This window comes from Sedimentitalea nanhaiensis DSM 24252, assembly GCF_000473225.1.
In the GTDB taxonomy this organism is placed as follows: Bacteria; Pseudomonadota; Alphaproteobacteria; order Rhodobacterales; family Rhodobacteraceae; genus Sedimentitalea; species Sedimentitalea nanhaiensis.
Window position 1 is genome coordinate 2,323,387 of the sequence record NZ_KI421509.1, and the last position, 25,467, is coordinate 2,348,853.

The 25,467-nt window shown below is 61.6% G+C and carries 25 protein-coding genes and 1 pseudogene; 12 read left to right on the plus strand and 14 right to left on the minus strand.

The window, feature by feature from the left end:
* Positions 1–45: 45 nt before the first annotated feature.
* From NANH_RS0113220 to NANH_RS0113240, 5 genes are all read right to left on the minus strand, one after another.
* Complete coding sequence (locus tag NANH_RS0113220; RefSeq protein WP_027262458.1) at positions 46–897, minus strand: ABC transporter permease; 852 nt, start codon at positions 895–897, stop codon at positions 46–48.
* 3 nt (positions 898–900) lie between these two features.
* The gene (locus NANH_RS0113225; protein ID WP_027262459.1) at positions 901–1,758 is read right to left on the minus strand and encodes an ABC transporter permease; all 858 of its coding nucleotides are present in this window, start codon (positions 1,756–1,758) and stop codon (positions 901–903) included.
* 3 nt (positions 1,759–1,761) lie between these two features.
* The gene (locus tag NANH_RS0113230) at positions 1,762–2,856 is read right to left on the minus strand and encodes an ABC transporter ATP-binding protein (RefSeq protein WP_027262460.1); all 1,095 of its coding nucleotides are present in this window, start codon (positions 2,854–2,856) and stop codon (positions 1,762–1,764) included.
* Between the two features lie 68 nt (positions 2,857–2,924).
* Positions 2,925–3,986 carry an extracellular solute-binding protein gene (locus NANH_RS0113235; RefSeq protein ID WP_027262461.1) on the minus strand — a complete coding sequence of 354 codons (1,062 nt, stop codon included), beginning with the start codon at positions 3,984–3,986 and terminating at the stop codon, positions 2,925–2,927.
* A 175-nt stretch (positions 3,987–4,161) separates the two neighbouring features.
* Positions 4,162–5,034, minus strand: a complete 873-nt coding sequence (locus NANH_RS0113240) for a MurR/RpiR family transcriptional regulator (protein ID WP_027262462.1) — start codon at positions 5,032–5,034, stop codon at positions 4,162–4,164.
* 131 nt (positions 5,035–5,165) lie between these two features.
* On the opposite strand from NANH_RS0113240, the gene NANH_RS0113245 reads away from it, so the two are divergent.
* From NANH_RS0113245 to NANH_RS0113280, 8 genes are all read left to right on the plus strand, one after another.
* The gene (locus NANH_RS0113245; protein WP_027262463.1) at positions 5,166–5,945 is read left to right on the plus strand and encodes an N-formylglutamate amidohydrolase; all 780 of its coding nucleotides are present in this window, start codon (positions 5,166–5,168) and stop codon (positions 5,943–5,945) included.
* Positions 5,942–6,451 (plus strand): TRAP transporter small permease subunit, encoded by a 510-nt coding sequence (locus NANH_RS0113250; RefSeq protein WP_027262464.1) that lies wholly within the window; start codon positions 5,942–5,944, stop codon positions 6,449–6,451. Before NANH_RS0113245 ends, NANH_RS0113250 begins: the two co-directional genes overlap by 4 nt.
* Positions 6,451–7,776: a TRAP transporter large permease gene (locus tag NANH_RS0113255; protein WP_027262465.1), complete on the plus strand. Its 1,326-nt coding sequence runs from the start codon at positions 6,451–6,453 to the stop codon at positions 7,774–7,776. Before NANH_RS0113250 ends, NANH_RS0113255 begins: the two co-directional genes overlap by 1 nt.
* 57 nt (positions 7,777–7,833) lie before the next feature.
* Complete coding sequence (locus tag NANH_RS0113260) at positions 7,834–8,871, plus strand: TRAP transporter substrate-binding protein (RefSeq protein WP_027262466.1); 1,038 nt, start codon at positions 7,834–7,836, stop codon at positions 8,869–8,871.
* Between the two features lie 81 nt (positions 8,872–8,952).
* Positions 8,953–10,317, plus strand: a complete 1,365-nt coding sequence (locus NANH_RS0113265; protein ID WP_036050798.1) for a glutamine synthetase family protein — start codon at positions 8,953–8,955, stop codon at positions 10,315–10,317.
* A gap of 90 nt (positions 10,318–10,407) precedes the next feature.
* On the plus strand, positions 10,408–11,790 hold the full coding sequence (locus NANH_RS0113270; RefSeq protein WP_027262468.1) for an aldehyde dehydrogenase family protein: 1,383 nt from the start codon (positions 10,408–10,410) through the stop codon (positions 11,788–11,790).
* A complete protein-coding gene (locus NANH_RS0113275; RefSeq protein ID WP_027262469.1) occupies positions 11,787–12,932 on the plus strand; it encodes an iron-containing alcohol dehydrogenase in 1,146 nt (381 codons plus the stop codon). Before NANH_RS0113270 ends, NANH_RS0113275 begins: the two co-directional genes overlap by 4 nt.
* Before the next feature lie 95 nt (positions 12,933–13,027).
* A complete protein-coding gene (locus NANH_RS0113280; protein ID WP_027262470.1) occupies positions 13,028–13,228 on the plus strand; it encodes a CsbD family protein in 201 nt (66 codons plus the stop codon).
* A gap of 73 nt (positions 13,229–13,301) precedes the next feature.
* Here NANH_RS0113280 and NANH_RS0113285 read toward each other — a convergent pair whose 3' ends face one another.
* From NANH_RS0113285 to NANH_RS0113310, 6 genes are all read right to left on the minus strand, one after another.
* On the minus strand, positions 13,302–13,814 hold the full coding sequence (locus NANH_RS0113285; RefSeq protein WP_027262471.1) for a helix-turn-helix transcriptional regulator: 513 nt from the start codon (positions 13,812–13,814) through the stop codon (positions 13,302–13,304).
* A gap of 8 nt (positions 13,815–13,822) precedes the next feature.
* A complete protein-coding gene (locus NANH_RS0113290; RefSeq protein ID WP_027262472.1) occupies positions 13,823–14,362 on the minus strand; it encodes a cytochrome b/b6 domain-containing protein in 540 nt (179 codons plus the stop codon).
* Between the two features lie 62 nt (positions 14,363–14,424).
* Entirely contained in the window at positions 14,425–14,691 is a 267-nt protein-coding gene (locus NANH_RS0113295; protein WP_027262473.1) for a PepSY domain-containing protein, read from the minus strand.
* Positions 14,692–14,905: 214 nt separating this feature from the next.
* Positions 14,906–16,174 (minus strand): ABC transporter permease, encoded by a 1,269-nt coding sequence (locus NANH_RS0113300; protein WP_027262474.1) that lies wholly within the window; start codon positions 16,172–16,174, stop codon positions 14,906–14,908.
* Positions 16,171–16,980: a taurine ABC transporter ATP-binding protein gene (locus tag NANH_RS0113305; protein ID WP_027262475.1), complete on the minus strand. Its 810-nt coding sequence runs from the start codon at positions 16,978–16,980 to the stop codon at positions 16,171–16,173. Before NANH_RS0113305 ends, NANH_RS0113300 begins: the two co-directional genes overlap by 4 nt.
* A gap of 117 nt (positions 16,981–17,097) precedes the next feature.
* Positions 17,098–18,099: a taurine ABC transporter substrate-binding protein gene (locus tag NANH_RS0113310; RefSeq protein ID WP_027262476.1), complete on the minus strand. Its 1,002-nt coding sequence runs from the start codon at positions 18,097–18,099 to the stop codon at positions 17,098–17,100.
* Between the two features lie 391 nt (positions 18,100–18,490).
* Here NANH_RS0113310 and NANH_RS0113315 point away from each other — a divergent pair, with 391 nt between their 5' ends.
* On the plus strand, positions 18,491–19,888 hold the full coding sequence (locus tag NANH_RS0113315) for an aminotransferase family protein (protein WP_027262477.1): 1,398 nt from the start codon (positions 18,491–18,493) through the stop codon (positions 19,886–19,888).
* A gap of 71 nt (positions 19,889–19,959) precedes the next feature.
* Here NANH_RS0113315 and NANH_RS0113320 read toward each other — a convergent pair whose 3' ends face one another.
* Complete coding sequence (locus tag NANH_RS0113320) at positions 19,960–20,991, minus strand: permease (RefSeq protein WP_027262478.1); 1,032 nt, start codon at positions 20,989–20,991, stop codon at positions 19,960–19,962.
* On the minus strand, positions 20,984–21,292 hold the full coding sequence (locus NANH_RS0113325) for an ArsR/SmtB family transcription factor (protein ID WP_027262479.1): 309 nt from the start codon (positions 21,290–21,292) through the stop codon (positions 20,984–20,986). Before NANH_RS0113325 ends, NANH_RS0113320 begins: the two co-directional genes overlap by 8 nt.
* Before the next feature lie 139 nt (positions 21,293–21,431).
* Here NANH_RS0113325 and NANH_RS0113330 point away from each other — a divergent pair, with 139 nt between their 5' ends.
* From NANH_RS0113330 to NANH_RS29895, 3 genes and pseudogenes are all read left to right on the plus strand, one after another.
* Positions 21,432–22,394, plus strand: coding sequence for a class I SAM-dependent methyltransferase (locus NANH_RS0113330; protein ID WP_161631370.1), 963 nt, complete (start codon positions 21,432–21,434; stop codon positions 22,392–22,394).
* A gap of 151 nt (positions 22,395–22,545) precedes the next feature.
* Positions 22,546–24,021 (plus strand): MocR-like pyridoxine biosynthesis transcription factor PdxR, encoded by a 1,476-nt coding sequence (pdxR, locus tag NANH_RS0113335; protein ID WP_027262481.1) that lies wholly within the window; start codon positions 22,546–22,548, stop codon positions 24,019–24,021.
* Between the two features lie 106 nt (positions 24,022–24,127).
* Positions 24,128–24,316 (plus strand): annotated as a pseudogene (locus tag NANH_RS29895) (thiamine pyrophosphate-binding protein); the annotation flags it as partial.
* Positions 24,317–24,610: 294 nt separating this feature from the next.
* Here NANH_RS29895 and NANH_RS0113345 read toward each other — a convergent pair.
* Positions 24,611–25,462, minus strand: coding sequence for a phosphate acyltransferase (locus tag NANH_RS0113345; protein ID WP_027262483.1), 852 nt, complete (start codon positions 25,460–25,462; stop codon positions 24,611–24,613).
* Between the last annotated feature and the right edge of the window lie 5 nt (positions 25,463–25,467).

Consider the following 25,467-nt stretch of genomic DNA (forward strand, 5'->3'; position numbering starts at 1 on the left):
CCCGGTGGCACCCAGCCTGTCAACGTCATTACGCCCCTGCCGGGATCAGGCCTTGCGCTGAAAGGCGATCATTACCAGCGCCAACAGCGACGAGCCCAGCATCAGCAGCAGCGAAACCGCGTTCAACAGCGGCGTCGAGCCCTCTTTCAGCCGATCAAACATGGCAATGGTCAACGGTGCATCCGAACCGACCAGCATCAGGGTGGTGTTGAAATTCTCGAAACTCATCAGGAACGCCACCACCACCGCGCCAATCATCGCCGGCATCAGATACGGCAACGTGACGGTGCGCACCGCCGTCAGCCGATCGGCTCCCAGATTCAGCGCCGCCTCTTCCAGGGTCCTGTCGAATTTCTGCAACCGGGCGGAAATCACCAGGGTGGTGATCGTGGTGATAAAGGAAAACTGCCCCAACACCACCAGCACCAGACCGGGACGCAGGATTTCGGCGTCGTATTTCACCGAATCCCACAGCCCGTTGGCCACGGACGAGGAAAACACCAGGATGGAAATGCCCAGCACGATACCCGGTATGACCAGCGGCAACAGCATCAGCACATACAACACCCCGCGGCCCCGAAACTGATAGCGGTTGAACAGAAACGCGTTGGATGTGCCCACAGCCACCGACAATGCCGCCACGCTGGCCCCGACAAAGGCCGACGTCCCAATGGCACGCAGGATGCCACGTTCGTGAAACACCCCGATCATCGGGCGTTCTTCGCCAAAGAACCAGTTCCAGGTAAACCCCTCCCAGGGCAGCGACGGGAACTGGCTGTCGTTAAAGGCAAAGGCCGCCACCACCGCCAGGGGCAAAGCGAGGTACAGAAAGAACAGCACGATATAGGCGGTATAGGCCGTGCGGATCATGCGGGATTGGGGGATCGAAGGTATCATCGCCTAGCCCATCGTCTTTTCAAGCGTTTGCCCGGTCAGGCGCAGGGTGCCCCAGACGATGACAGACGAGAGGATCAACAGCATGAAACCAAACGCCGCCCCCAGTTCCCAGTTAAAGCGCACGATGAACTGCGAATAGATCAGTTCGGTGAACCACAGGCTGTCCTTGCCGCCCAGCATGGTCGGGGTCAGATAGTTGCCAAGGCTCAGCATGAACACCACGATACTGCCCGACACGATGCCCGGCATGGCGTGGGGAATGACGATTTCACGCAACACGCTGAAACCCGAGCCCCCCAGATCGTACCCCGCCTCGATTACCGCGTCGTCCAGGCTTTCAAGTGTGGTCACCAACGGCACCACCATGAACAACATCGAAGTATAGACCAGCCCGACCATCATCGCCGCGTCGTTATACAGCATCTCGACCGGCCCATCGACCAGCCCGGCCCATTGCAGCAGGGTCGAGAACAGACCGGTTTCGCGCAACAGGATCATCCAGCCAAAGGTGCGCACCAGTTCGGACACCCAGAACGGCACCAGACACAGCAGGAACAGCGCCGATTGGGTGCGCCCCCTGGCCATCTTGGCGATGTAATAGGACACCGGAAAGGCGATGATCAGGGTGATCAGGGTGGCCAGAACCGACATCATCGCCGTGCGCAGAAAGGTCCACATATACAGAGGTTCGCCAAAAAACGTACCATAATTGGCCATGCTGGTGGCATATTTCCCAACGCCCACCCGTTCGCGCAGCGACAACAGCGCCATGTCGATATGGGGGATGACGATCAGCAGGATCAGCCACAGCAACAGCGGCGTCAGCAACAGATAGAACCCCAGTCTTGCCTGATTGCGCATCGTCTAGCCCCGGTCCGCGAAACAGGTGGTCTGATCGCCCGCCCAACCGATATGCACCGGCGCGCCTTTGGTCAGGTTGGCAAATTCGCCCGACTGCGGCAGCGTGACCTCGATTTCCTCGCCCACCTCGTCGCGCACAAGGATGCGGCTGGCGGCCCCGTTGAACAGCAGGCTGCTGACAACGCCGCTGACCCGATTGTCAAATTGCGCCAGATCGGCGGCGTCATGCGCAACCCGGATGGCTTCGGGGCGCAGGAAAATCTCGGCGCCCTGCCCCAGAACCAGCCCACGGCCCTGCGTCGCACTGGTGATCAGCAACCCTTCGGCGGTGCGCAGCGCGATGCGCTCGCCTTCGGCCTGTTCGACGGTTCCACGCCAGCGGTTGCTGTCGCCGACAAACCCGGCAACAAACGCGGTGTCTGGGCGGTAATACAGATCCCGTGCCGCACCGACCTGTTCGAAAACGCCGCCATTCATCACCGCGATCTGGTCCGACATCACCAGCGCCTCGGACTGGTCGTGGGTGATATAGACAAAGGTGGTGTCGAACGCAGCCTGCAACGCCTTGAGCTCGATCTTCATATGCTCGCGCAATTTCAGGTCCAGCGCGCCCAGCGGCTCGTCCAGCAACAACACATCCGGTTCCAGAACCATGCAGCGGGCGATGGCAACACGCTGTTTCTGACCGCCGGACAGTTCATCAATCTTGCGATGTTCGATGCCCGGCAGACCGATCCGCTCCAGCACCTCGCCGACCTTGCGCGCGATGTCGGGTTTGGCCATGCCGGCGCGGCGCAGACCATAGCCGATGTTGTCGGCAATGTTCATCATCGGGAACAACGCCAGATGCTGAAACACCATGTTCACCGGGCGCTTGTTGGGCGGCACGTTCAGCATCGACTTGCCCTTGATCCGGATATCGCCGCTGGTGGGCTCCAGAAACCCGGCGACCATCCGCATGATCGTGGTCTTGCCACAGCCCGACGGGCCAAGGATGGAAAAGAACGAGCCCTGCTGGACCGAAAACGACACGTCCCGCACCGCCGTGGTGTCGCCAAAACGCTTGGTAAGATTGTTACAGTCCAGATCGGTGGTCATGGTATTTCGCTTGCCCCAAAGAAAGCGGCACCCGCAGGGCTGCAGGTGCCGCATTGCATTTTCAACGCTCAGTTGGCCGCTTTGACCCGGTCCAGAACGCCGCCTTCGATGGCTTCCAGCCCGGCGGGAACCGGCGGATACCACTTGATGTTGTCGATCGCTTCGGGCGGAAAGCTGGCCTGGAAACGGGCTTTCAGCTCGTCCGAGGCAAATTCATCCGCGCCCTGCGACGCTGTGAACTGGCCGGAGGATTCAGTGATCAGCGCCGACACTTCGGGACGCATCACGAAATTGATCCAGTCATAGGCGGCATCGTCCGCCTTGCCCTTCGCGGGCAGCGCAAACGTATCGATCCAACCCAATGCGCCGGCCGCCGGAGCGACAAAGGTGATATCGGCATTATCCGCGTTCAGCTTCCATCCGCCAGTGTCCCACGCCATCGACGCGACCACTTCGCCCGAGCGCAACAGGCCCATCAGCTCGTCGCCACCGCCCCAATAGGTTTTGACGTTCGGCTTGCATTCGATCAGCTTGGCTTCGACCTGCTCCATGATCTCGGTATAGGCCGCCGGATCGCCATAGGCGGCAAACGGGTCCATGCCCATCGAAAAGGCAAAGCCGATCAAAGTCGGGCGCTTCAGACGATACGATACCTTGCCCGCCGTGTCGGCACCGCACAGATCGGTGTAATCCTTGACCATGCCCGCCTTGGCCGTATCCAGAACCAGCCCGCTGGTGCCCCAGACATGCGGCACGCCGTAAACCTCGCCGTCCACGGTGGTGTTGGCCTTGGTCGCCGCCAGCATCGAACCGATGAACTGCGCGCTGTCGATGCGGTCCAGGTCGATGGGTTTGTAGATGCCGAATTCGGCCTGCGGTCCGGCAATCCGATCCTGGCTGGGCTGGGCCAGATCGAACCCGCCGCCGCCGGTGGCGCGCAGCTTGGCAATCATTTCTTCATTGTTGGATTTGGTCACCTCGACCGTGTGGCCGGTCTCCGCCTCGAACATCTCGATGACGTTCTCGGGCGCGTAGCCGCCCCAGGTCAGCAACCGCAGGTTTTCCGCCGCCGCCCCGTGTGCCAGCAAACCCAGCGACAACGCCACGCCGGTTCCGACGGTCCCGTTCATAAGAGAGTTTTTCATGTCATACCCCTGTTTTATCTTTGAAATAACGGCTCGACACCTGCCAGTGTCGTGCAACGGTTTTGCGACGGGTTGCCCCCGCTCTACCCTTGTTTTTGATCCTTTGGTCAAACAAGGCGCAATTGTCGCGCCCTGTCAATATTTTGCTGCACCCCTTTCGCTACGTGAACTTGCGGAAGAACCGGGTGCGGTCGAACATCTCTTCCAGCGCCTCCATGCGGTCGCGGGTCACATCCCAGGTGCGTTCCTGCACATCCGCGATCACGGTTTCCAACAGCAGCATCAACGTCACCGAGGAATCCCACGCCGATGGCACCACGATCCGCCCGCTAAAGGTACAATCGGCCAGCTCATGCACCGGCGAGCGCCATTGGTCGGTGAACAGCACGATCTGCGCGCCGCGTTCACGGGCCATTTCCGCCAGCTTCAGCGTCGAATTCTCGTACCGGCGAACATCGAATATCACAACCACATCGCCGGCCTTGACGTCCAGCAGATAATGCGGCCAAGCGTTCGAGATCGACTGAATATGGGTCACATCCGCGCGCAGCACCTGCATGTGCAGAAAGAAATGTTCGGCCAGCGACCGGGTGATCCGCCCCCCAACCACATAAACCCGGCGGGCCGGGTCGGCCAACAGGGCGCAGCACCGTTCGAACGTCTCAAGATCGATCTGCGTCAGCGTCTGGCGGATATTGCCGATCACCGCATCGGTGAACCGGTTCAGGATATGGGCCTCCGGGGCATTGTCTGCCCAGGTGTTGCGTTTGCTGATCGGATCCGAAATCTTGGCTTCCAACTCGTCGCGCAACGCGGCCTGAAAGGCGGGGAAACCCGAAAACCCCAGTTTTTGCACCATGCGCACCACGGTTGGTGTGGACACCTCGGCATTCTGCGCCACCCGGGTGATCGAAGACAGACCCGACACCGGATAATTCTGCAGCAGTGAATCCGTCAATTGCCGCTCGGCGCGGGTCAGCGAATCAAAGGCATGCTGCAACCGTTCGGCAATGGTTTCCGATGTTTCCGTCACGCCCGACTCCCGTTTTGTTTACATTACCTCCAGGTGCCCTGGACGTGAAGAAATATTTTCAGAGTTTGATTGACACGGCGCCGCCGGTGAAGAACTCTGTTCAGGACAGGGTTGGGTGACTCGAAAAGAACATGTCTGAAACGGACGGCAACACAGACCCGGCGGTAAGGGTTCACAATCGCGGCGGACGTGGCGGCGCGCTGATCGTGTGCGAACACGCCAGCCGTTCCATCCCCGGCACCTATGGCAACCTGGGCCTGACCCCCGAATTGCTGCGCAGCCATATCGCCTGGGATCCCGGCGCGCTGCCCGTGGCCCAGCATCTGAGCGCCGCTTTTGATGCGCCGCTGGTGGCTGGCGGGCTGTCACGCTTGCTGTTTGACTGCAACCGCCCGCCCGAGGCCCCCGACGCCATCCCCCAAAGCAGCGAAAACCACCCGGTTCCGGGCAATCGGGAGCTCAGCGAAACGGACCGCGCCGCACGGGTGCAAGGCATCCATGACGCATTTCGCGACGGGCTGAGCGAAGCCAGGGCGCGCTTTTCCGCTCTGCCCGTCCTGATCACCGTGCACAGTTTCACGCCGGTCTATCTGGGCGTTTCGCGCCCGGTTCAGATCGGGCTGCTGCATGACACCGATGACAGGCTGGCCCGCGCGATGCTGGAGCGCGCCAAAGCCCATACCGATCTGACGGTCGCCCTGAACGACCCCTACGGCCCCCGGCATGGCGTCACCCACACCCTGCGCCGCTATGCTTTGCCGATCGGCGCGCTGAACATCATGCTGGAAATCCGCAACGATCTGATTGCCGACGCCGCATCGCAGGCCGATATTGCAGCCCTGCTGGCACGATGGATCGCCGACGCGACCAAGAGCCTGAACACGCCGCTGACGTTGCAGGCCAACGCATGATCCGGATTCTCAAAGGTTATACCCGCACCATCGACGCCGTGAACTACCGGCTGGGTCGGATCGTGATGTATGGCATTTTCGTGATGATGGGCATCCTGATCTGGTCCTCGGTATCCAAGACGTTTTTCCTACCCTCGCTGTGGACGCTGGAAATGGCCCAGTTCGCCATGGTGGCCTATTACGTCCTGGGCGGTCCCTATTCGATTCAGCTGGGCGCGAATGTGCGCATGGATTTGCTGTATGGCGAATGGAGCCCGCGTCGAAAGGCCTGGACCGACGCCTTCACCGTGCTGTTCCTGATCTTCTACCTTGTGGTCCTGCTGTGGGGTGGGATCGACAGTACGATCTATTCCTTCAAATACGGCGGCGAGCGCAGCCCGACAGCCTGGCGGCCGTATCTGTGGCCGATCAAGGTGATCATGTGCATCGGCATCTTCCTGATGCTGCTGCAATCCCTGTCCGAACTGTTCAAGGACATCCTGCGCCTCAAAGGTGAAGACATCTGATGTCCTATGAATTGATCGCCATCCTGATGTTTTCGTCCATGATGCTGATGCTGCTGACCGGCCAGCGGGTGTTCGGGGCCATCGGGTTTGTCGCCGTGGTCGCCGCACTGCTGCTGTGGGGCGACCGGGGTGGATATGATCTGGGCTTCGCCGCGGCGATGAAGCTGATGAAGTGGTATCCGCTGCTGACGCTGCCGATGTTCATCTTCATGGGCTACGTGCTGAGCGAATCCAAGATCGCCGACGATCTGTACAAGATGTTCCACGTCTGGATGGGCGGGCTGAACGGCGGATTGGCAATCGGCACCATCGGCCTGATGGTGCTGATCTCGGCCATGAACGGCCTGTCGGTGGCGGGCATGGCCATCGGGGCCACCATCGCGCTGCCGGAACTGCTGAAACGCGGGTATGACAAACGCATGGTCACCGGCGTGGTACAGGCCGGGTCCAGTCTGGGCATTCTGGTGCCGCCCTCTGTGGTGCTGGTGCTCTATGCAATGATCGCGCGCCAACCGGTGGGCCAGCTGTGGCTGGCCGGGGTGGTGCCGGGGTTGATGATGGCCGGCATGTTCATCCTGTACATCGCCATCCGCTGCCGGCTTAACCCGGCGCTGGGGCCCGCGCTGGATGCATCCGAACGCGACATTCCAATGGCCGAAAAACTGGCCCTTCTGCGCGCCGGTCTGCTGCCGCTGGGCATCTTCGCCATGATGATGGTGCCTTTTGTCAACGGCTGGACCTCGCTGGTGGAAAGCTCGGCCATCGGGGCGCTGACGGCCTTTGCGGCCGCGGTGCTCAAGGGACGGATGACGCGGAAGGTGTTTGAGAACTCGGTGCGCAATACGCTGGGCATCTCCTGCATGTTCATGTGGATCATCCTGGCGGCGCTGGCTTTTGGCGCGGTGTTTGACGGGCTGGGCGCGGTCAAGGCTATCGAAGATCTGTTCACCGAACGGATGGGGCTGTCGCCGTGGGTCATCCTGATCCTGATGCAACTCAGCTTTTTGCTGATGGGCACGTTTCTGGACGACACCGCCATGCTGGTGATCGTGGCGCCGCTGTATGTACCGCTGGTGGGGGCGCTGGGATTCGACCTGATCTGGTACGGGGTGCTATATACCATCACCTGCCAGATCGCCTATATGACGCCGCCGTTCGGATACAACCTGTTCCTGATGCGGGCCATGGCCCCACCCGAGATCACGATACAAGACATCTACCGGTCTATCGGCCCCTTTGTCTTTGTCATGGCCCTGGCGCTGATAACGGTGATGGTTTTTCCGCAGATCGCGCTCTGGCTGCCGGATCTGATATATGGAAACTAAACCCGAGAACTCCGTCAACGGAGCGAAACATGAAAATCCCAGCACGAGGAGAAAACCATGACAACCAGACGTACATTCCTGAGATCAGCCGGTCTGGCCGGGGCCGCGACCCTGGCCACCCCCGCCATCGTCAAGGCCCAGGCCCCGATCAAATGGCGTTTTCAAACCTATGCGGGTGCCGCCCTGGGCGAGCATGTGACCAAACCGGTGATCGACTACATCAATGCTGCGGCCAATGGCGAAATGGAGGTCGAACTGTTCTATGCCGATCAGATCGTGCCGACGGGCGAACTGTTTCAGGCCCTGCAGCGCGGCACCATCGACGGCGTTCATTCCGACGACGACTCGATGGCCTCGCCCACACCGCTGCGCCAGTTCGGCGGCTATTTCCCGTTCGCGACCAAGCATATTCTCGACGTTCCGGTGCTGTTCAACCAGTACGGGCTGGCGGATATATGGCGCTCAGAATACGAGAAAGTCGGCGTTTCCTGGATCTCGGCGGCGGGTCAGGATCCCTGCAACTTCAACACCAAAAAGGAAATCACCTCGGTCGCCGATCTGGACGGGTTGCGGCTGTATACCTTCCCGACGGCGGGTCGGTTCCTGTCAAAATTCGGCGTCGTGTCGGTTTCCATTCCGTATGAAGACGCTGAAGTTGCCGTGCAGACCGGCGAGCTGGACGGCATGTCCTGGTCGGGCATCACCGAAGATTACACTGTTGGCTGGGCCGGTGTGACGGATTATTTCCTGACCAACAACATCTCGGGGGCCTGGATCGGGTCCTGGTTTGTCAACCAGCGGCAATGGGCCGATCTGCCCGACCACCTCAAGCAGCTGGTCATGGCCGCAACCGAGGCGGGCCACACCTATCGCAACCAGTGGTACTGGGGCGGCGAGGCGCGCCTGCGCGCCACGGGCGACCAGCTGGCGTTGCGCACCGTGCCTGCCGGCGAATGGGCCGAGGTCGAGGACGCCGCCAAGGAATTCTGGACCGAAGTCGCCCAAGAGGGCGAGATTCAGCAGAAGGTTGTCGGTATCTTCCGCGAATACAACAGCGTCATCAACCAGGCCGGACCGCCCTATACCAACGGCTGATCCAGCAATCAGATGATACCCCGCTGCCCCGAACCGGTTTTGGGGCAGCGGCACAACACCCTACGCCAGCAAGGACAGAACATGCCCGGATTGATGACATTTGACACCCTCAAGGCGGCCGTGAACGACGGATCGGTGGACACGGTTCTGGCCTGTCTCGTGGACATGCAGGGCCGCCTGATGGGCAAACGCTTTGTCGCGCAGCATTTTGTCGACAGCGCCTGGGAAGAAAGCCATTGCTGCAACTACCTGCTGGCCACGGATCTCGAAATGGCCACGCCAGATGGCTATGCCAGCACCAGTTGGCAAGCGGGCTATGGCGACTATGTGATGAAACCCGACCTGACCACGATCCGCCCGGCACCCTGGCTGGACGGGACCGTCATGGTTCTGTGCGACGTACTGGATCACCACACCCACGCACCGGTGCCCCATTCCCCCCGCGCGGTGCTCAAGCGTCAGATCGCCCGCTGCGAGGCCATGGGCCTGACCCCGGTCATGGCAACGGAGCTGGAGTTCTTTCTGTTCGAAAAGTCGTTCAGCGAGATTGCAAGGGGCGGATACCGCGATCTGGCCCCGATCAGCATCTATAACGAGGATTACAACATCCTGCAGACCAGCCGCGAAGAGCATGTGATGCGCCCCTTGCGCAATCATCTCTATGCCGCCGGAATTCCGGTCGAGAACACCAAAGGCGAGGCCGAAGCCGGTCAGGAAGAGCTGAACATCAAATACGCAGCCGCGCTGGACACAGCGGATCACCATACCATCGCCAAACATGCCACCAAGGAGATCGCCGACCAGCAGGGCCATGCCGCCAGTTTCCTGCCCAAGTGGCATGCGGACCGGGTCGGCAGTTCATCGCATGTGCATCAATCCATGTGGAAGGGCGGCGAAAACGTCTTTTACGATCCCAAGGGGGATCACGGCATGTCAGATCTGATGCGTCAATACATGGCCGGGATGATCCGCTATGCGCCCGACATGACCGTGTTCATGGCCCCCTATATCAACAGCTACAAACGGTTTTCAAAGGCGACATTTGCCCCGACCAAAACGGTCTGGTCGGTGGACAACCGCACCGCCGGGTTCCGCCTGTGCGGTGCTGGATCAAAGGCGGTGCGGGTGGAATGCCGGATACCGGGGTCGGATATGAACCCCTATCTGGCCATGGCCGCGCAACTGGCCGCCGGGCTGGCCGGTGTGCAGGAAAAGCTGACGCTGCAGCCACCCACTACGGGCGATGTTTATGATGCTGCGGGCGCCGGGGAAATCCCGCGCACCCTGCGCGATGCGCTGGAAACGTTGCGCGGCTCGGCCATGTTGCGTACGGCAATGGGCGATGATGTCATCGACCATTACTGCCGGGCCGCAGAATGGGAGATCGAAGAGTTCGACAAGGTGGTCACCGACTATGAAATCGCTCGTGGGTTCGAACGGGCGTAATCGGCGGATACGGGGGGCCAGCCCCCCGCGCCCCCCGGAGTATTTACGGCAAGAGGAACGGGCAAGATCCCTGATTGATGGAGATTTGGCATGGGTCAAACAATAAAATGCATCTCACCGATCGACGGATCGGTCTATGCAGAGCGTCCGGTGCTGGGCCGGGAGGCCGCAAAACAGGCCGTTTCGCGGGCGCGCGAGGCGCAAAAGGCATGGGCGGCACAGCCGCTGGCCGAGCGGATCGCGCGGGTGATGCAGGGCGTCGCCAATGTCGGTGCGATGAACGACGAGATCGTACCCGAGCTGGCGCATCAGATGGGTCGTCCGGTCCGCTATGGCGGTGAATTCGGCGGTTTCAACGAACGCGCCAGCTATATGGCGAAGATCGCGCAAACCGCACTGGCCGATATCGTGATCGAGGACAGCGACGCCTTCAAACGCTATATCGCCCGCGAAGCCCATGGTGTCGTGCTGGTGATCGCGCCGTGGAATTACCCCTATATGACCGCGATCAACACCGTTGCACCGGCGCTGATCGCGGGCAACGCGGTGATCCTCAAACATGCCAGCCAGACGCCGCTGGTGGGGGAACGCTTGGCACAGGCCTTTCACGACGCGGGCATCCCGGCGGAGGTATTTCAGAATGTGTTTCTGGATCATGACACCACATCGGCGCTGATCGCCGCGCGCGCCTTTGATTTTGTCAATTTCACCGGCTCGGTCGGCGGCGGTCAGGCGATCGAAACCGCCGCAGCGGGTACGTTTACCGGCCTCGGCCTGGAACTGGGCGGCAAGGATCCGGGCTATGTCTGTGACGACGCCGATCTGGACGCGGCCGTGGACACGCTGATTGACGGGGCAATGTTCAATTCCGGACAGTGCTGTTGCGGAATTGAACGCATCTATGTGCACGAGTCGCTGTTTGACGCCTTTGTGCAAAAGGCCGTCGCCATCGTCAGCGCCTACAAGCTGGGCAACCCGCTGGACCCGGAAACGACGCTGGGCCCGATGGCGCAGGCCCGGTTTGCCGATCTGGTGCGCGCCCAGACGCAAGAGGCGGTCGCGGCAGGGGCGAGGGCGCTGATCGACCCGGCACTGTTTGCAAACGATGGCGGGGCCTATCTGATGCCGCAGATCCTGATCGGCGTGGACCATTCCATGCGCGTGATGCGCGAGGAAAGTTTCGGTCCGGTGGTTGGCATCATGCCGGTCAGCGGTGACGCCCAGGCAACGCGGCTGATGAACGACAGCGATTTTGGCCTGACCGCCAGCGTCTGGACCAGCGACACCGCGCGCGCCGAGACCATCGGCGCGCAGATCGAAACCGGCACCGTGTTCATGAACCGCGCCGATTATCTGGATCCCGGCCTGTGCTGGACCGGCTGCAAGGATACCGGTCGCGGCGGGGGCTTGTCGGTGATCGGCTATCACAACCTGACCCGCCCCAAATCCTATCACCTGAGGAAACTGTCATGACACCGACCGCAAACTGGTCCTATCCCACCGCAATCCGCTTTGGTGCCGGACGTATTGCCGAACTCGCCGACGCCTGCACCGCCGCGCACATCACCCGCCCGCTTCTGGTCACCGACAAGGGGCTGGCGAACCTGCCGATCACCCGCACCGCGCTGGACGTAATGGATTCCGCCGGGCTGGGCCGGGCGATGTTCTATGAGGTCGATCCCAACCCGACCGAAGTGAATCTGGCCGCCGGGGTCGAGATGTTTCGCAATGGCGGTCATGACGGGGTGATCGCATTCGGCGGCGGCTCGGGGCTGGATCTGGGCAAGATGGTCGCCTTTATGGCCGGGCAGGACCGTCCGGTCTGGGATTTCGAGGATGTCGGCGACTGGTGGAGACGCGCCGACGCCGACGCCATCGCGCCGATCATTGCCGTCCCCACTACGGCTGGCACCGGCTCTGAAGTCGGGCGGGCCTCGGTTCTGACCAATTCGGAAACCCACGAGAAAAAGATCATATTTCACCCAAGGATCCTGCCCGCGGTGGTCATTGCCGACCCCGAACTGACCGTGGGCATGCCGCGTGCGATCACCGCCGGCACCGGCATGGACGCCTTTGCCCATTGTCTCGAAGCCTATTGCTCGCCGCATTATCATCCGATGAGCCAGGGCATCGCGCTGGAAGGGCTGCGGCTGGTCAAGGAAAACCTGCCTGCGGCCTTCAGCGATGGCACCGATCTGACGGCACGGGCCGAAATGATGAGCGCGGCAATGATGGGCGCGACCGCGTTTCAAAAAGGACTGGGCGCGATCCATGCCCTGTCGCACCCGATCGGCGCAGTCTACAATACCCACCACGGCACCACCAATGCGGTGGTGATGCAGCCGGTCCTGCGCTTCAACCGCCCGGCGGTCGAGGACCGGTTGGCCAAAGCGGCCGCCTATCTGGGCATCAAGGGCGGATACGACGGGTTCTATGACTATGTCGGTCAGCTGACCGACCGGCTGGGCATTCCCGAGAACCTCACCGAACTGGGCGTGACCGATCCGGACATCGACGCGCTGGTGGCCTCGGCCCTTTCCGATCCCAGCACCGGGGGCAACCCGGTCGAGATGACGGCGCAAAACACCCGCGCACTGCTGCTGGAGTGCTTTTAGGCAGGCACCCCAAAAACCGGAAAATCTTCCTGTGCACGGAACAAAAGGGGCCGAACACACGTTGAGCAGCTACACCAACCTTGAAAGGAAACGCCATGAACATGGACCAAGTCAAAGGCAAATGGAAACAGCTCAAGGGTTCGGCGCAAACCAAGTGGGGCGAGCTGACAGACGATGAACTGGACCAGATCGAAGGCAATCGCGAAAAGCTGGAAGGCCTGATTCAGGAACGCTATGGCAAGTCCAAGGAAGCGGCCCGCGAAGAAGTCGAACAATGGGCCAATTCGCTCGACTAAGGACCCGGCGCGCAGGGATGCGGTGAACACCGTCCCACCGCTGAACCAGACAGGCAGGCAGACCGCCCGTGTTTCACGCGGCGGTCTGATTATTTTCAATACGCCCGCGCACCATCAGGCCGTCAATGATCAAACTCAGCAACTCGGCGCGGTTATGGGTGCCGGATTTGCGATAAATCGCATTCAGATGCGATTTGATCGTGCCTTCGGCGTTCCCGCGCAAGGCTGCGATTTCCGCGATGCCAAAGCCCTTGACCAGAAACGTGGCGACATCCCGCTCGGACAGGGTCAGCCGCCAGCGGTCGAAATGGGATTCGATCACATCGTGCATGGCCGAGGTCGCAACGGAAACGCTGGCCTCCAGATGGGCCTTGCGCCGCAGCAAGTCCATCAGAACCCGGGTTTCGAACATGATCGAGCCCACCAGCGACAAGGTGGCAATGGACTCGATATACAGGTGCCAGTGCGTCGTCGTCATGTCTGCCGTTTCCTTGAAATCGGCAATCAGGTCGGCGGCAAAGAATGCAGCGCATACCGCCTGAATAATGACCAGAAAAATCAGGGCATGTGGCGTTGCGAATCGCATGGTCGGTTTCAAGGGTCACTCGTCTGTTCAGAATGCACCTCCTTGTACCCCGTTACCATCGCGCGAGGAAGGTTCGTTCCCAGCCTGCGACTTTCGAACACAACCGCAGCGATGTGCAGCACCACCGAAATTTCGGCCCAGGCAACCGCAAATTCATGCAGCTCTTCCGGCCATTCCTTGCCCCAGAACATATCCGTAGTCATCAGGTATCCCGAAACACAAATCACCAGCAGAGCGATCAGCAGGTTATAGATCATCCAGGCCCCAAGCGGCGTATGCCCCGCATGTTCACGCCGACGACCGGTGGCAATATCCATCAACTGCCCCTTTGCGGCCTCCAGGCTGGGCGGGAAACTGGAAAAGCGCGCATACCGGGTGCCGACAACCCCCCAGGCCATGCGCAACAGTACCAGCCCCAGAACCGCGTAGCCGATCCAGATATGCAGTTTTCCATCGTCGTCCACAATCAGCGCGTTAGCACCAAACAGGATGACAAGCGACCAGTGAAAGATCCGCACAAAGGGATCCCAAACCTTGATTTTGCGCACGGTTTCGCTCCTTTTTCAGGCCGGAGCCGACGGCAGAACCGCGACTCCGGCAGGATGGGTGATCAGTCGTCGTTCTCGGTACGGACGACTTCCATCTTGTCGTTCAGGAACACCTCGTACCGCTTGCCATCCTTGCGGGCATAGGCTTCGTACAGCCCGTCTTCGGTCTTGATCTTGCTGACCTCATACCCTTGTTCGGTCAGGGTGGCGGTGATCTGCGCCTTGATCTCATCGGTCAGTTGGATGGAATCGCCGGAGGCAAATGCAGTACCGCCAGCAAGGGCCATCGCGCCGCACAGCGCGAGTGTCTTCAGATAGCCTGTCGTCATGGTATGTCCTTTCAGGGTCATCGTATTGGCGCCGCGCATTCTGTGCAGCGGCATGCCAACGACATCGGACCCAAGGAACAGTTCCGCCATCCACCACAGGGTGCAGATGGCGCTTGCACATCTCCGGTTCAGCACTGTGCAACTGCGGTTCAGATGGTTTCGGCCCTCTCAGCGGCGTTCTCAACGCCCGCGGCACACGACGGTCGGTTCCCGATCAGCCCTTGCCCTTCCACGGTACCAGAATGCGTTCGGCCCACCGCATCAGCATGTCGATACCGAATCCGATGATGCCGATCAGGATGATTCCCATGATCACGATATCGGTGTTCTGGAACTTGGACGCGACCATGATCATCATGCCCGCTCCCTTTTCCGCCGCCACCAGTTCGGCGGCCACAACCGTGCCCCAACAGACGCCCATCGCCACCCGCGCGCCGGTGAAGATTTCCGGCAAGGAATTGGGCACGATGACATGGCGCATGATCTGCCGCTTGCTGGCCCCCAGCGAATAGGCCGCATGCACCTTTGAAATGCTGACCCCGGACACCCCCGACCGTGCCGCGATGGCCATGATCCACAGCGCCGCCAGGAACAGCAGGACGATCTTGCCGATTTCTCCGATTCCCGCCCAGATGATCACCAGCGGGATCAACGCCAGCGGTGGCACCGGGCGCATGAATTCGACAATCGGATCGAACCAGCCGCGAAACCAGTCCGACAGACCCATGGCATAGCCCAGCGGAATGCCCACCAGCGCGCCCAAAACGAAACCGACGACGACGCGAAACAACGAGAACCCCAGATGCTCCCACAGGGTCGAGCCGCGAAACCCTTCGCGGGCGATCTCGACCACACGCCTGGCCACCGCTTCGGGGGGCGGCAACCAGATCGGCTCCATCTGCCAGCCCTTGGCCGGCTCAAAATTGAGCGTGCCTTTGGGGCTCATGCCGACGCGCCCGAACTCGGTCTGAACCTCGCCGCCGGGTTGGATCGGTTCGCCATTGACCATGATCACCTTGGCACCCTCGGCGCGTCCGACTTCATCGTTGCGATCCACCCTGATCAGCCCGCTGCGCCAGACGCCGATGGTGGCGCTGTCATTCTTGGCCCAGCCCTCGCCCGGCTCGACCTCGGGTGGCTCCACGTCCTGATCGACCGGATGAACCAGCACATTGACCGTCGCCGTATCGCGCTGGCCATCCGGCGTTTCGGCAGTGTATTCAAACGTCGCCAGCCCCTGATAGGGGCCGGGCATGTGCAGGACCCTGGGCAACAGCGCCGACCCGGTGAACATGCCCCACAACAGAAACAACGACAGGATCGAAACCACCGAGGCCACCCGGTTCGGCCTGACCGCGCTTTCGTCGCCGAACGTCACCGTCTTGAGCGAGGTGTAATCGTTGCGCGCCGCGTGATGAACGACCTTGGTGACGACATAATACGACGCCACGAAGATCGCGATATATATCAGCAGCGGGATCATGCGCCCGCCACCTCTGTGCGCCCCATGATCTCTTCTTCCATGTCCCAGATCATCGCCAGGATTTCTTCGCGGGTCGGCGCATAGTCGGGGTGTTTCTTGACTTCGCGCAGATCCTGCCCCACGCCCATGTCGGCAAAGGGCAGGCGGTATTCCTTGTGAATGCGCCCCGGGCGCGGTGCCATCACCAACAGCCGCTCTCCCAGCAACAACGCCTCTTCGACCGAATGGGTGATCAGAATGATGGTCTTGCCGGTCTCTTTCCACAGCTTCAGAACCAGCGACTGCATCTTTTCGCGGGTCAGCGCATCCAGCGCGCCCAACGGCTCGTCCATCAGGATCACATCCGGATCATTGGCCAGACACCGCGCCAGCGCGACACGCTGCTGCATGCCGCCAGACAGTTCATACACCGCCTTGTCCTTGAAATCCTGCAGACCCACGACATTCAGTAAATGATCGACGGTCTCGGCCATATCGTGTTTGGGCATGCCTTTCATGCGCGGGCCAAACCCGACGTTTTGGCGCACGCTCATCCATTCGAACAGCGCGCCCTGCTGAAACACCATGCCGCGCTCGGCATCGGGGCCCTGAACCGTATGCCCGTTCATCACGATCTGCCCTTCGGTCGGGGCCAGGAACCCGGCGACGATGTTCAGCAATGTCGTCTTGCCACAGCCCGAAGGCCCCAGCACCGACATCAATTCCCCCTCTTTCAGATGCAGCGACACATCCTTGAGCGCCTGAACCGAGTTTCCATCCGGCAGATCAAACCGCATCGAGATATTTTCTATGGCCAATCCGGACATGAAATTCCTTTGCCAACTGGGGCAGCCGCCTGGCCGCAAGGAAAGCCCGAAAGGGCCCGGTACGCACGTCGGCACCATGGCCGCACCCCAACAGGGATCCGGCCATGGGCGACAGGTTTACATGCCGTTTGCAGCCTCGAGCGGGCCGGTGTTCACGGCATTGACATAACTGTCTTTGGCCGCGTCGATGCTGCCGGATTCCACGAATACATCGGCAACGCCTTTCATGAACCCCTGGGCGCCACCGCCCAGCCATTTTGCCGTCAACTGTTCCTCGATCGACGGAAAGATGAAGGCCGCCAGCGCCGCGGCCGTGGCCTCTTCGTCCATGCCGGCATCCTTGGCAATCACCGGCAGCATCTCGGCGGTATGTTCACCCGAGTTCCACATCGCGTTGGCGTCCGCCGTCACCTTGAGGAACCTGGCGACCAGATCCGCATTTTCGGCCACAAACGATGCCGGCGCGCTGGTCACGTCGAACACCAGGATGCCCAGCTCTTCCTTTTCCGCGCCGGTCAGCAGCACATTGCCGTGCTCTTTCATACGGTTCAGACCGCCGCCCCAGCCACAGGCCATGTCCACCGCGCCCTGCGCCAGCGCGGCCGCGCCCTCGGCAGGGGCCATGTCGACGACATCAAGACTGCCCAGATCGATGCCGAAATGGTCCATCTGCTTGAGAAACCCGTAATGCGCCGCAGTTCCCAGCGGCACGGCAACCTTCTTGCCCGCCAGTTCCTCCGCCGACTGCTTGTCGATCTCCAGATCGGCATGCACCACACAGTTGTCGTTGTCCGAATAGCTGCCCGCGACATCGATCACCTGCAAATCCTGCCCGGCGCTGACGGCCACGACAAACGGCGGCACCCCCTGGCTGACGCTCATCTGAACATCGCCCGACGCCATCGCCGCGCTCATCGCGGTGCCGGTGTCAAAGCTGACCCAGTTGACCGTGACGCCCATTTCCTCGTCATAGGTGCCGTTGACCTTGGCGTATTGGAACGGCATCGGCCATTCGAGAAAATAGCCCACGGTCACGTCGTCTGCCGCCAACGCGCCTTGCGTTCCCGCCACAACGGCCAATGCGGCCACTGCCCCCATCAATCCGGATTTGATCTGCATTCATATTCTCCCTGTTGCTCTGCCCTGTATCGGCAGATTTGATAACGTCGGGCGGTGATCCGCCTCTGGCTCCGGCCAGGTCTTGACCGAATTGCCCTTGATCCGACCGCGAATCCCCGGTTCGATCAATGATTTTATGTGATCCGTCGTTTGATTGCTTGCCCACCGCACCCGGCTGACGGATCGCAAATTCAACTTTTATTTTTCATTTTCAACGCAGTATGTCACATCCCCGCAAATGGCCGCTGGCCAACCATAATTTTGGACTTATTTCACAAATCCATCTGGACCTAAGACTTGCAGCCTTTTCACGCTCAACATGGGGCAGACGACTCTGGCGGCACCTGCCTCCACCGTCATGTCCGACCCTCAATTCCGGAAAGGAGCTGTCATGGACGGCACGTTCAACGAAAACGATATTTCCCGCGTGGTCGAGGCCGACAAGGCCCATGTCTGGCACCACCTGATCCAGCACAAGCAGTTCGAAACCAACGACCCGCGCATCATCCTGGAAGGCAAGGGGATGCGGGTGTGGGACCAGAACGGCAAAGAGTATCTGGATGCGGTGTCCGGCGGCGTCTGGACCGTCAACGTCGGCTATGGCCGCGAAACCATCGCCAAGGCGGTGTACGACCAGCTGATGAAACTGTGCTATTTCGCCCAAAGCGCCGGCTCGATCCCCGGTTCGCTCTACGCCGAAAAGCTGATCGACAAGATGCCCGGCATGAGCCGCGTCTACTACACCAACTCGGGCTCCGAGGCGAACGAGAAGGCGTTCAAGATGGTCCGCCAGATCGCCCACAAGAAATACGGCGGCAAGAAACACAAGATCCTGTATCGCGACCGCGACTATCACGGCGGCACGCTGGCCACCATGTCGGCGGGCGGCCAGGACGAACGCGTGATGCAGTACGGCCCGCTGGCCCCCGGTTTCGTACGCGTACCCCATTGCATGCAATACCGCGCCCATGAACAGGGCCTGGACCATCTCAGCAGCGAAGAATACGGCGTCGCTTCGGCAAACCTGATCGAAGAGGTGATCCTGCGCGAAGGCGCCGACACCGTTGGCGCGTTGTGCCTGGAACCTGTGACCGCCGGCGGCGGCGTCATCACCCCGCCGCCCGGCTATTGGGAGCGGGTGCAGGAGATCTGCCAGAAATACGACATCCTGCTGCATATAGACGAGGTGGTCTGCGGCGTCGGGCGCACCGGCACCTGGTTCGGCTATCAGCAATACGGCATCCAGCCGGATATGGTGACCATGGCCAAGGGCGTCGCCTCGGGCTATGCGGCCATCGCCTGCTGCGTCACCACCGAGGCGGTGTTTGACATGTTCAAGGACGACGCCAGCGATCCGATGAACTACTTCCGCGACATCTCGACCTTTGGCGGTTGCACCGCCGGTCCCGCCGCGGCGCTGGAAAACATGCGCATCATCGAAGACGAGAACCTGCTGGACAACTGCACCAACATGGGCGCACGCATGCTCGACAATCTTCAGGCGCTGATGGACAAGCACAAAGTCGTTGGCGACGTGCGCGGCAAGGGCCTGTTCCTGGGGGCCGAACTGGTCGCCGACCGCAGCACCAAGGATCCTGTCAGCGAAAAACAGATGGCCCAGGTCGCCGCCGAATGCGGCGCGCAGGGCGTCATCATCGGCATGTCCAACCGCTCGGTGCCCGGAAAGAACAACGTGCTGTGCTTCTCGCCCGCGCTGATCGCCACCACCGACGACATCGACCAGATCACCGACGCGGTCGATACCGCGCTGGGCAAGGTGTTCGGCTAACACGAAAAGCGACCGCAACACGCGCAAGCGGCCCCGTCAAACACCGGGGCCGCTTTTGTTTTGGACCCAGGTCAGATCGACTGGTAAACGAGTCCGGACAGGATCGCGCCGGTCACGCCCAACCCCAGATACACGGCAAAGACACGCGGTTTAACCAGCGACCAGACCGCCGCCATGGCCGGAATCGAGCTGACCGACCCCGCGATCATGAACGCCATCGCAGCGCCCACGCTCATGCCCTGATCGATCAGCCCCGCCAACAGCGGCGGCGCGACATAGCCGTTCAGATAGGCCGGCATCCCGATCAGCGCGGCGGTGGCAATCGGAACAATCCCATCGCCACCCACGATACCGGCGATCAGGGCGGCGGGAACATAACGCACCAACACCGCTTCGAGCGTGTAGGCCAGCGCCAGCCATTTGAACAGGAACAGCGCGTTATGGCCGAATTCGGCCTTGAACTGTGTCCGGCGCGGCGCTTCGGTCCAGAACCGCCATTGCGGCTTGCCGTCCAGCCTGGGACCGCTGCCGCAACATCCGCTGCGCCGATAGGCCCGCAACGGGCTGGCAAATGCGCCCTTTGCCATCAACGCTTTGATGGCAAAACCGCCAAACAGTCCCAATGCCACCGCCGCGACCGCCTTGGCGATGGCAAACGGCCAGCCCAGCGCCCCGGCCGTGATCAGCAAGGTCGGCGGGTCGATCAACGGCGACGACAGCCAGAACGCCATCACCGCCGACAAAGGTGCGCCCAGCGCCAGCAGACCGGCAATGAACGGGATCACCTCGCAGGAACAGAACGGTGCCAATCCGCCAAACAGCGCAGCCAGAAAAATCATCCGGGTTTCACGCCCGTGAAAGGCCCGCGCCACCATCGTCTCGGCTCCGGTCGCCTTGAGATAGGACAGCAGCAGCACCGCAAACAGGATATAGGGCGCGGTATGCGCCAACGCCCGCACCGCAAATTGCGCCGTCGCCAGCACATTGCCCGGATCCAGGATCGCAACCCCGACAAACACCCCGGCGATCACCGCCCAGGGCGTTTTCAGAAATTTCAAACCGCGCGACACCGGGCTTGCCGGCCTCTGTGAAAGCTCAGCCATCGTTTGCCGCCTTTGCAGGCGCATCCGCACAACATTGGTCCAGAATGAAATCCGCCAGAACCCGCAGCCGATCGAAATCGGCGCGGTTGATGACGCTGCGCCCGGCCTTGTGCTGCACGATCAGCCCCCCGGCGGCCAGAAATTTCAGATGATGCGCCAGGGTCGAAGGCGCGATCCCGGTGCGCTCCTGTATCTCACCTACGGTCAGACCGGCCTCACCGGCACGCACCAGTGTTTTCAGAACCAGCAAACGAGCCTCTGACCCCATGGCGGCAAATCCCTGTGCGGTTGTTTCCCACATCGCCAATCTCCATAAAAACTACTAAACTAGTTATATCGAATAAAAGGCGCCGTCAAGCCCGACCGCCAAAATGTCTTTGCCCACGGGGCAACCTGTGCAGAATGAACCAATGCCGCACTGCCGATCAAAGGAGGCTGTCTTGGACAACCAACCGACCCGCATGGAACGCGCCACGGATGAGTTTCACATCGCGCTTGCCACGCTGGACGAGGCCATGATCGAAGTCGACGATCTGCAACGCAAGTTCGATCAGGTCTCTGGCCGGATCGAAACCCTGCTGATGAACACGGCCAAATCCCCGACCGCAAATCTGGGGGCCAACCTGCGGTCACTGAATGCCCGCAGCGAAGTTCTGCGCAAAGCGCTGGAGCGCGCGCGCAAAGGCTATGCCGGCGCGCGCAAGGCCTATCACCGGGCCGCCCAGCGCCACAGCGCCTTTCACGCCCGGCACGATCATTCGCTGGAATCGGCCCAATCCGCCCTTGCCGATGCCGAACGCTGCAAGGCGGCACTGGCCAGAACCCTTGGCGCGTTGATGGATAGGGGATTCGGCGACCATGCTGCCCTGCCCAGCGCCGAAGAACGCCAAAGCCTGCCGGGCCATGACGGGTCCTATGGCTATATCCAGATCGACCCGGCCCGGTTCCTTGACAGCCTGATCGCGCTGGAGCGCCTGCTGGCGCTGGACCAGGACTATGATCACCCTGACCGGCGGCACCGCCCGGTGTCCTTTCTCGACGTTGGCTGCGGCACCGGGCGCACCCTGATGCTGTTGCGCGACTGCGGTGTGCTGGACATCGACACCATGGCCGGTTTCGACATCAACGCGGCACAGGTCGAAACCGGGCGCACCCTGTTCGGCCTGCAGGACAATCTGAGCGTCGCCGACGCCATGACCTATGACTTTGGCGGGCACGATGTGGTCTATTCCTTCCGCCCCTTTCACGACCCGGACAAGATGGCGGCCTATGAAACGCACCTTGTCGCCACGCTGCGCCCCTCTGCCTATCTGATCGCGGTGCTGCCCGAGGACCTGGCGCGGTTCGCCAACATGGACTGTCTGGATCCGGCCCGCAACATCTGGAAAAAGACCGGCGGCTGATCCCCTAGCCGGTGTCGGCTTTTGCAGAACCATGCCGGATCGTCAATCGCGTTCAGGCCAAGGGCGTGAAGCGGCAAATCGCGATCCAACATGAGGCAGAAATCCTTTAAGTCCAGATTGCACCCACCTTAAGTCCAGTATATTCTGCGTCATGGCCATTTCCGTCGATACCTTCTTTCTGAAACCCGACAGTCTGGGCTCGCTTCAGGCGCAAATCCAGCAAATGGTCGCCGAGGGCATCCTGTCGGGCCGGTTTCACCACGGCGAAAAACTGCCCTCTTCACGCAAGCTGGCCAGCCATCTCGGCGTCAGCCGCATCACCGTGACGCTGGCCTATACCGAACTGTTGTCCAACGACTATCTGACCTCGCGCGGGCGTTCCGGGTATTATGTCTCCGACAATGCCCCGGTGCCGCCGGTCTACACACCGCCGCCGCGACCACACGACCGGGTCGACTGGGACCGCGCCATCCGCCATCGCCACACCGGGGGCGACACGCCGCAAAAGCCACGGGACTGGCAGCGCTATCGCTATCCGTTCATCTACGGTCAGACCGACCCGACGCTGTTCGATCACGCCAACTGGCGGCTCTGCGCCCTGCGTGCGCTGGGACAAAAGGACATCGCCTCGCTGACCAGCGACTATTTCGATCAGGACGATCCGCTGCTGGTCGAATTCATCGCCCGTCACACCCTGCCCCGGCGCGGCATCACGGCCCGGCCCGAGGAAATCCTGATCACCATGGGGGCGCAGAACGCCCTGTGGATGGCGGCGCAACTGCTGTTGGACACTGGCCGCACCGCGGTTGTCGAAGACCCCTGTTACTATGCCCTGCGCGATCTGCTGGTCCCCGCCCGCTGCCGACTAAAGGCCCTGCGCGTGGATGCGGACGGGCTGCCGCCCGACGCCTTGCCGCCGGAAACCGACGTGATCTTTACCACCCCCAGCCACCAGTCTCCGACCACCGCCACCATGCCGCTGACACGCCGCCACGCATTGCTGGACCGGGCCCGCGTGCTGGATGCGCTGATCGTCGAGGACGATTACGAATTCGAACTGGCCTTTCTGGCCGCGCCGTCGCCGGCGCTGAAATCGCTGGATCGCGATGGCCGGGTAATCTATGTCGGCAGCTTTTCCAAGTCGCTGTTTCCGGGCTTGCGGCTGGGCTACATGGTCGGGTCCGAACCCTTTATCCGGCAGGCCCGCGCCCTGCGTGCCAGCGTACTGCGCCATCCACCGGGACATCTGCAACGCACCGCAGCCTATTTCCTGTCCCTTGGCCATTATGACACCCAGATCCGCCGCATGTCCGACGCCCTGCACACCCGGCGCGAGGCCCTGGAGCAGGCGGTGGCCGACACCGGGCTGACCATCGCCGGGCGCGGTGTCTATGGCGGCTCGTCGCTGTGGATGCGCGCGCCGGACGGAACCGATACCACCCGGCTGGCAAAGGCACTGCGCGACGATGACGTTCTGATCGAACCCGGCGCGCCATTCTTTGCCGGTCCCGACCGCCCGGCGCATTTCTACCGGCTTGGCTATTCCTCGATCCCCACCGCCCGCATTGCCCCCGGAATCCGGCAAATCGCCAAAAGGCTTGCGCCGCAACACCCAAACTGGCCCTAGCCGGGCACCACATCTGGACCTAACCGCCACTCGCGCGCAGGCCTAGAACCACGTCAGATCAAAACGACATTTGTGCCGCTTTTCGCGTCTCAGGAGAGATCAACAGATGCAAATGACCGCCGAACAAGCCGTTGTGAAACCTCGGCAAATGCACGGGATCGAACGGGCCTTTGGCATCACCGGATCGGCCTTCATGCCGATTTCCGACATTTCCCCCAAGACAGGCATCACCTTCTGGGATTGCGCCCACGAAGGATCGGGCGGGACGATGGCCGATGGATATACCCGCGTCAGCGCCCCGGCGCAGATCGACATCCCGCGCTTCTGCCGGACCCAGGCAATCGACATCGACCTGCCCGAAATCGTCGAATTCGAACCTTCCGCAGCCGGACAAGAGACGCTGGACCGCGCCGGCCGCAAGACCCCGATCGAAGCGATGGTCAATCAGGAACTGGGCCAACCCTTCCGCCGGGATGCGATGAAAAGGCCGGTCGAAGTCGCCGCAATCACCCCCGCCCGCATGAACCCGCGGCAGGCCGGCTGACATGCCCCCCGGCCCGGAAAATACATGGCTTTCCGGGCATCCGCCCTATGCCAGGGCCACCGTAACCGCCGTGGCGGCAACGATATCGTCCACCGTCGCCCCACGGCTCAGGTCGCAGACCGGTCGGCGAAACCCCTGCAGGATCGGCCCCAGCGCCTGCGCACCGGCCAGCTCCTGGCACAGCTTGTACGCGATGTTACCGGAATCCAGATCGGGAAAAATCAGCACATTGGCATCGCCCCGCCCCAGCCCTTTTTTCGCCGCAACCGCCGGGTTCAACGCCGCATCCCCCTGCAACGGGCCGTCAAACCCGGTTGCCCGGGCTGCGGCACGCACCTTGTCCACGCGGCCGCCGCTGCCGGAACTGCCGGTTGAAAACGACAGAAACGCAACCCGCGCCGCGCCCAAAAGCATCCGGCCCGACCGCTCCGAGGCCCGCGCGATCGACGCCAATGCATCGGCATCCGGCGATACGTTCAGCCCGCAATCCGCAAATATCAGCTCGCGCCCGTCCGGGAACCGCATCAGAAAGAACGACGACGGCAACGCCACCCCATCGTCCAGACCGATGGCGATACTGGCGGCCTCGATCACCTTTTTGGTCGGGGCAACGACGCCCGCAACCATCGCATCGGCCTGCCCCGCCGCCACCATGGCCGCAGCGCGGTACAAGGGCCGCGACAGCATCCGCCGGGCCAGCGCCTCTTTCATCCCGCGCGCCTCGACCAGCGCGGCAACCATATCCGCATCCGCATCCGCCACCGGCACCGGTCTGCCCAGACCCATGTCGCGCAACCGGACCGCCGCCCGGGCGATGCGCGCATCTTCCATCTCGGGAAACACCACGCGCGCATTCCGCTCTCTTGCCAGGTCCAGGGCCCGGTCCAGTGCAGACATCTCAT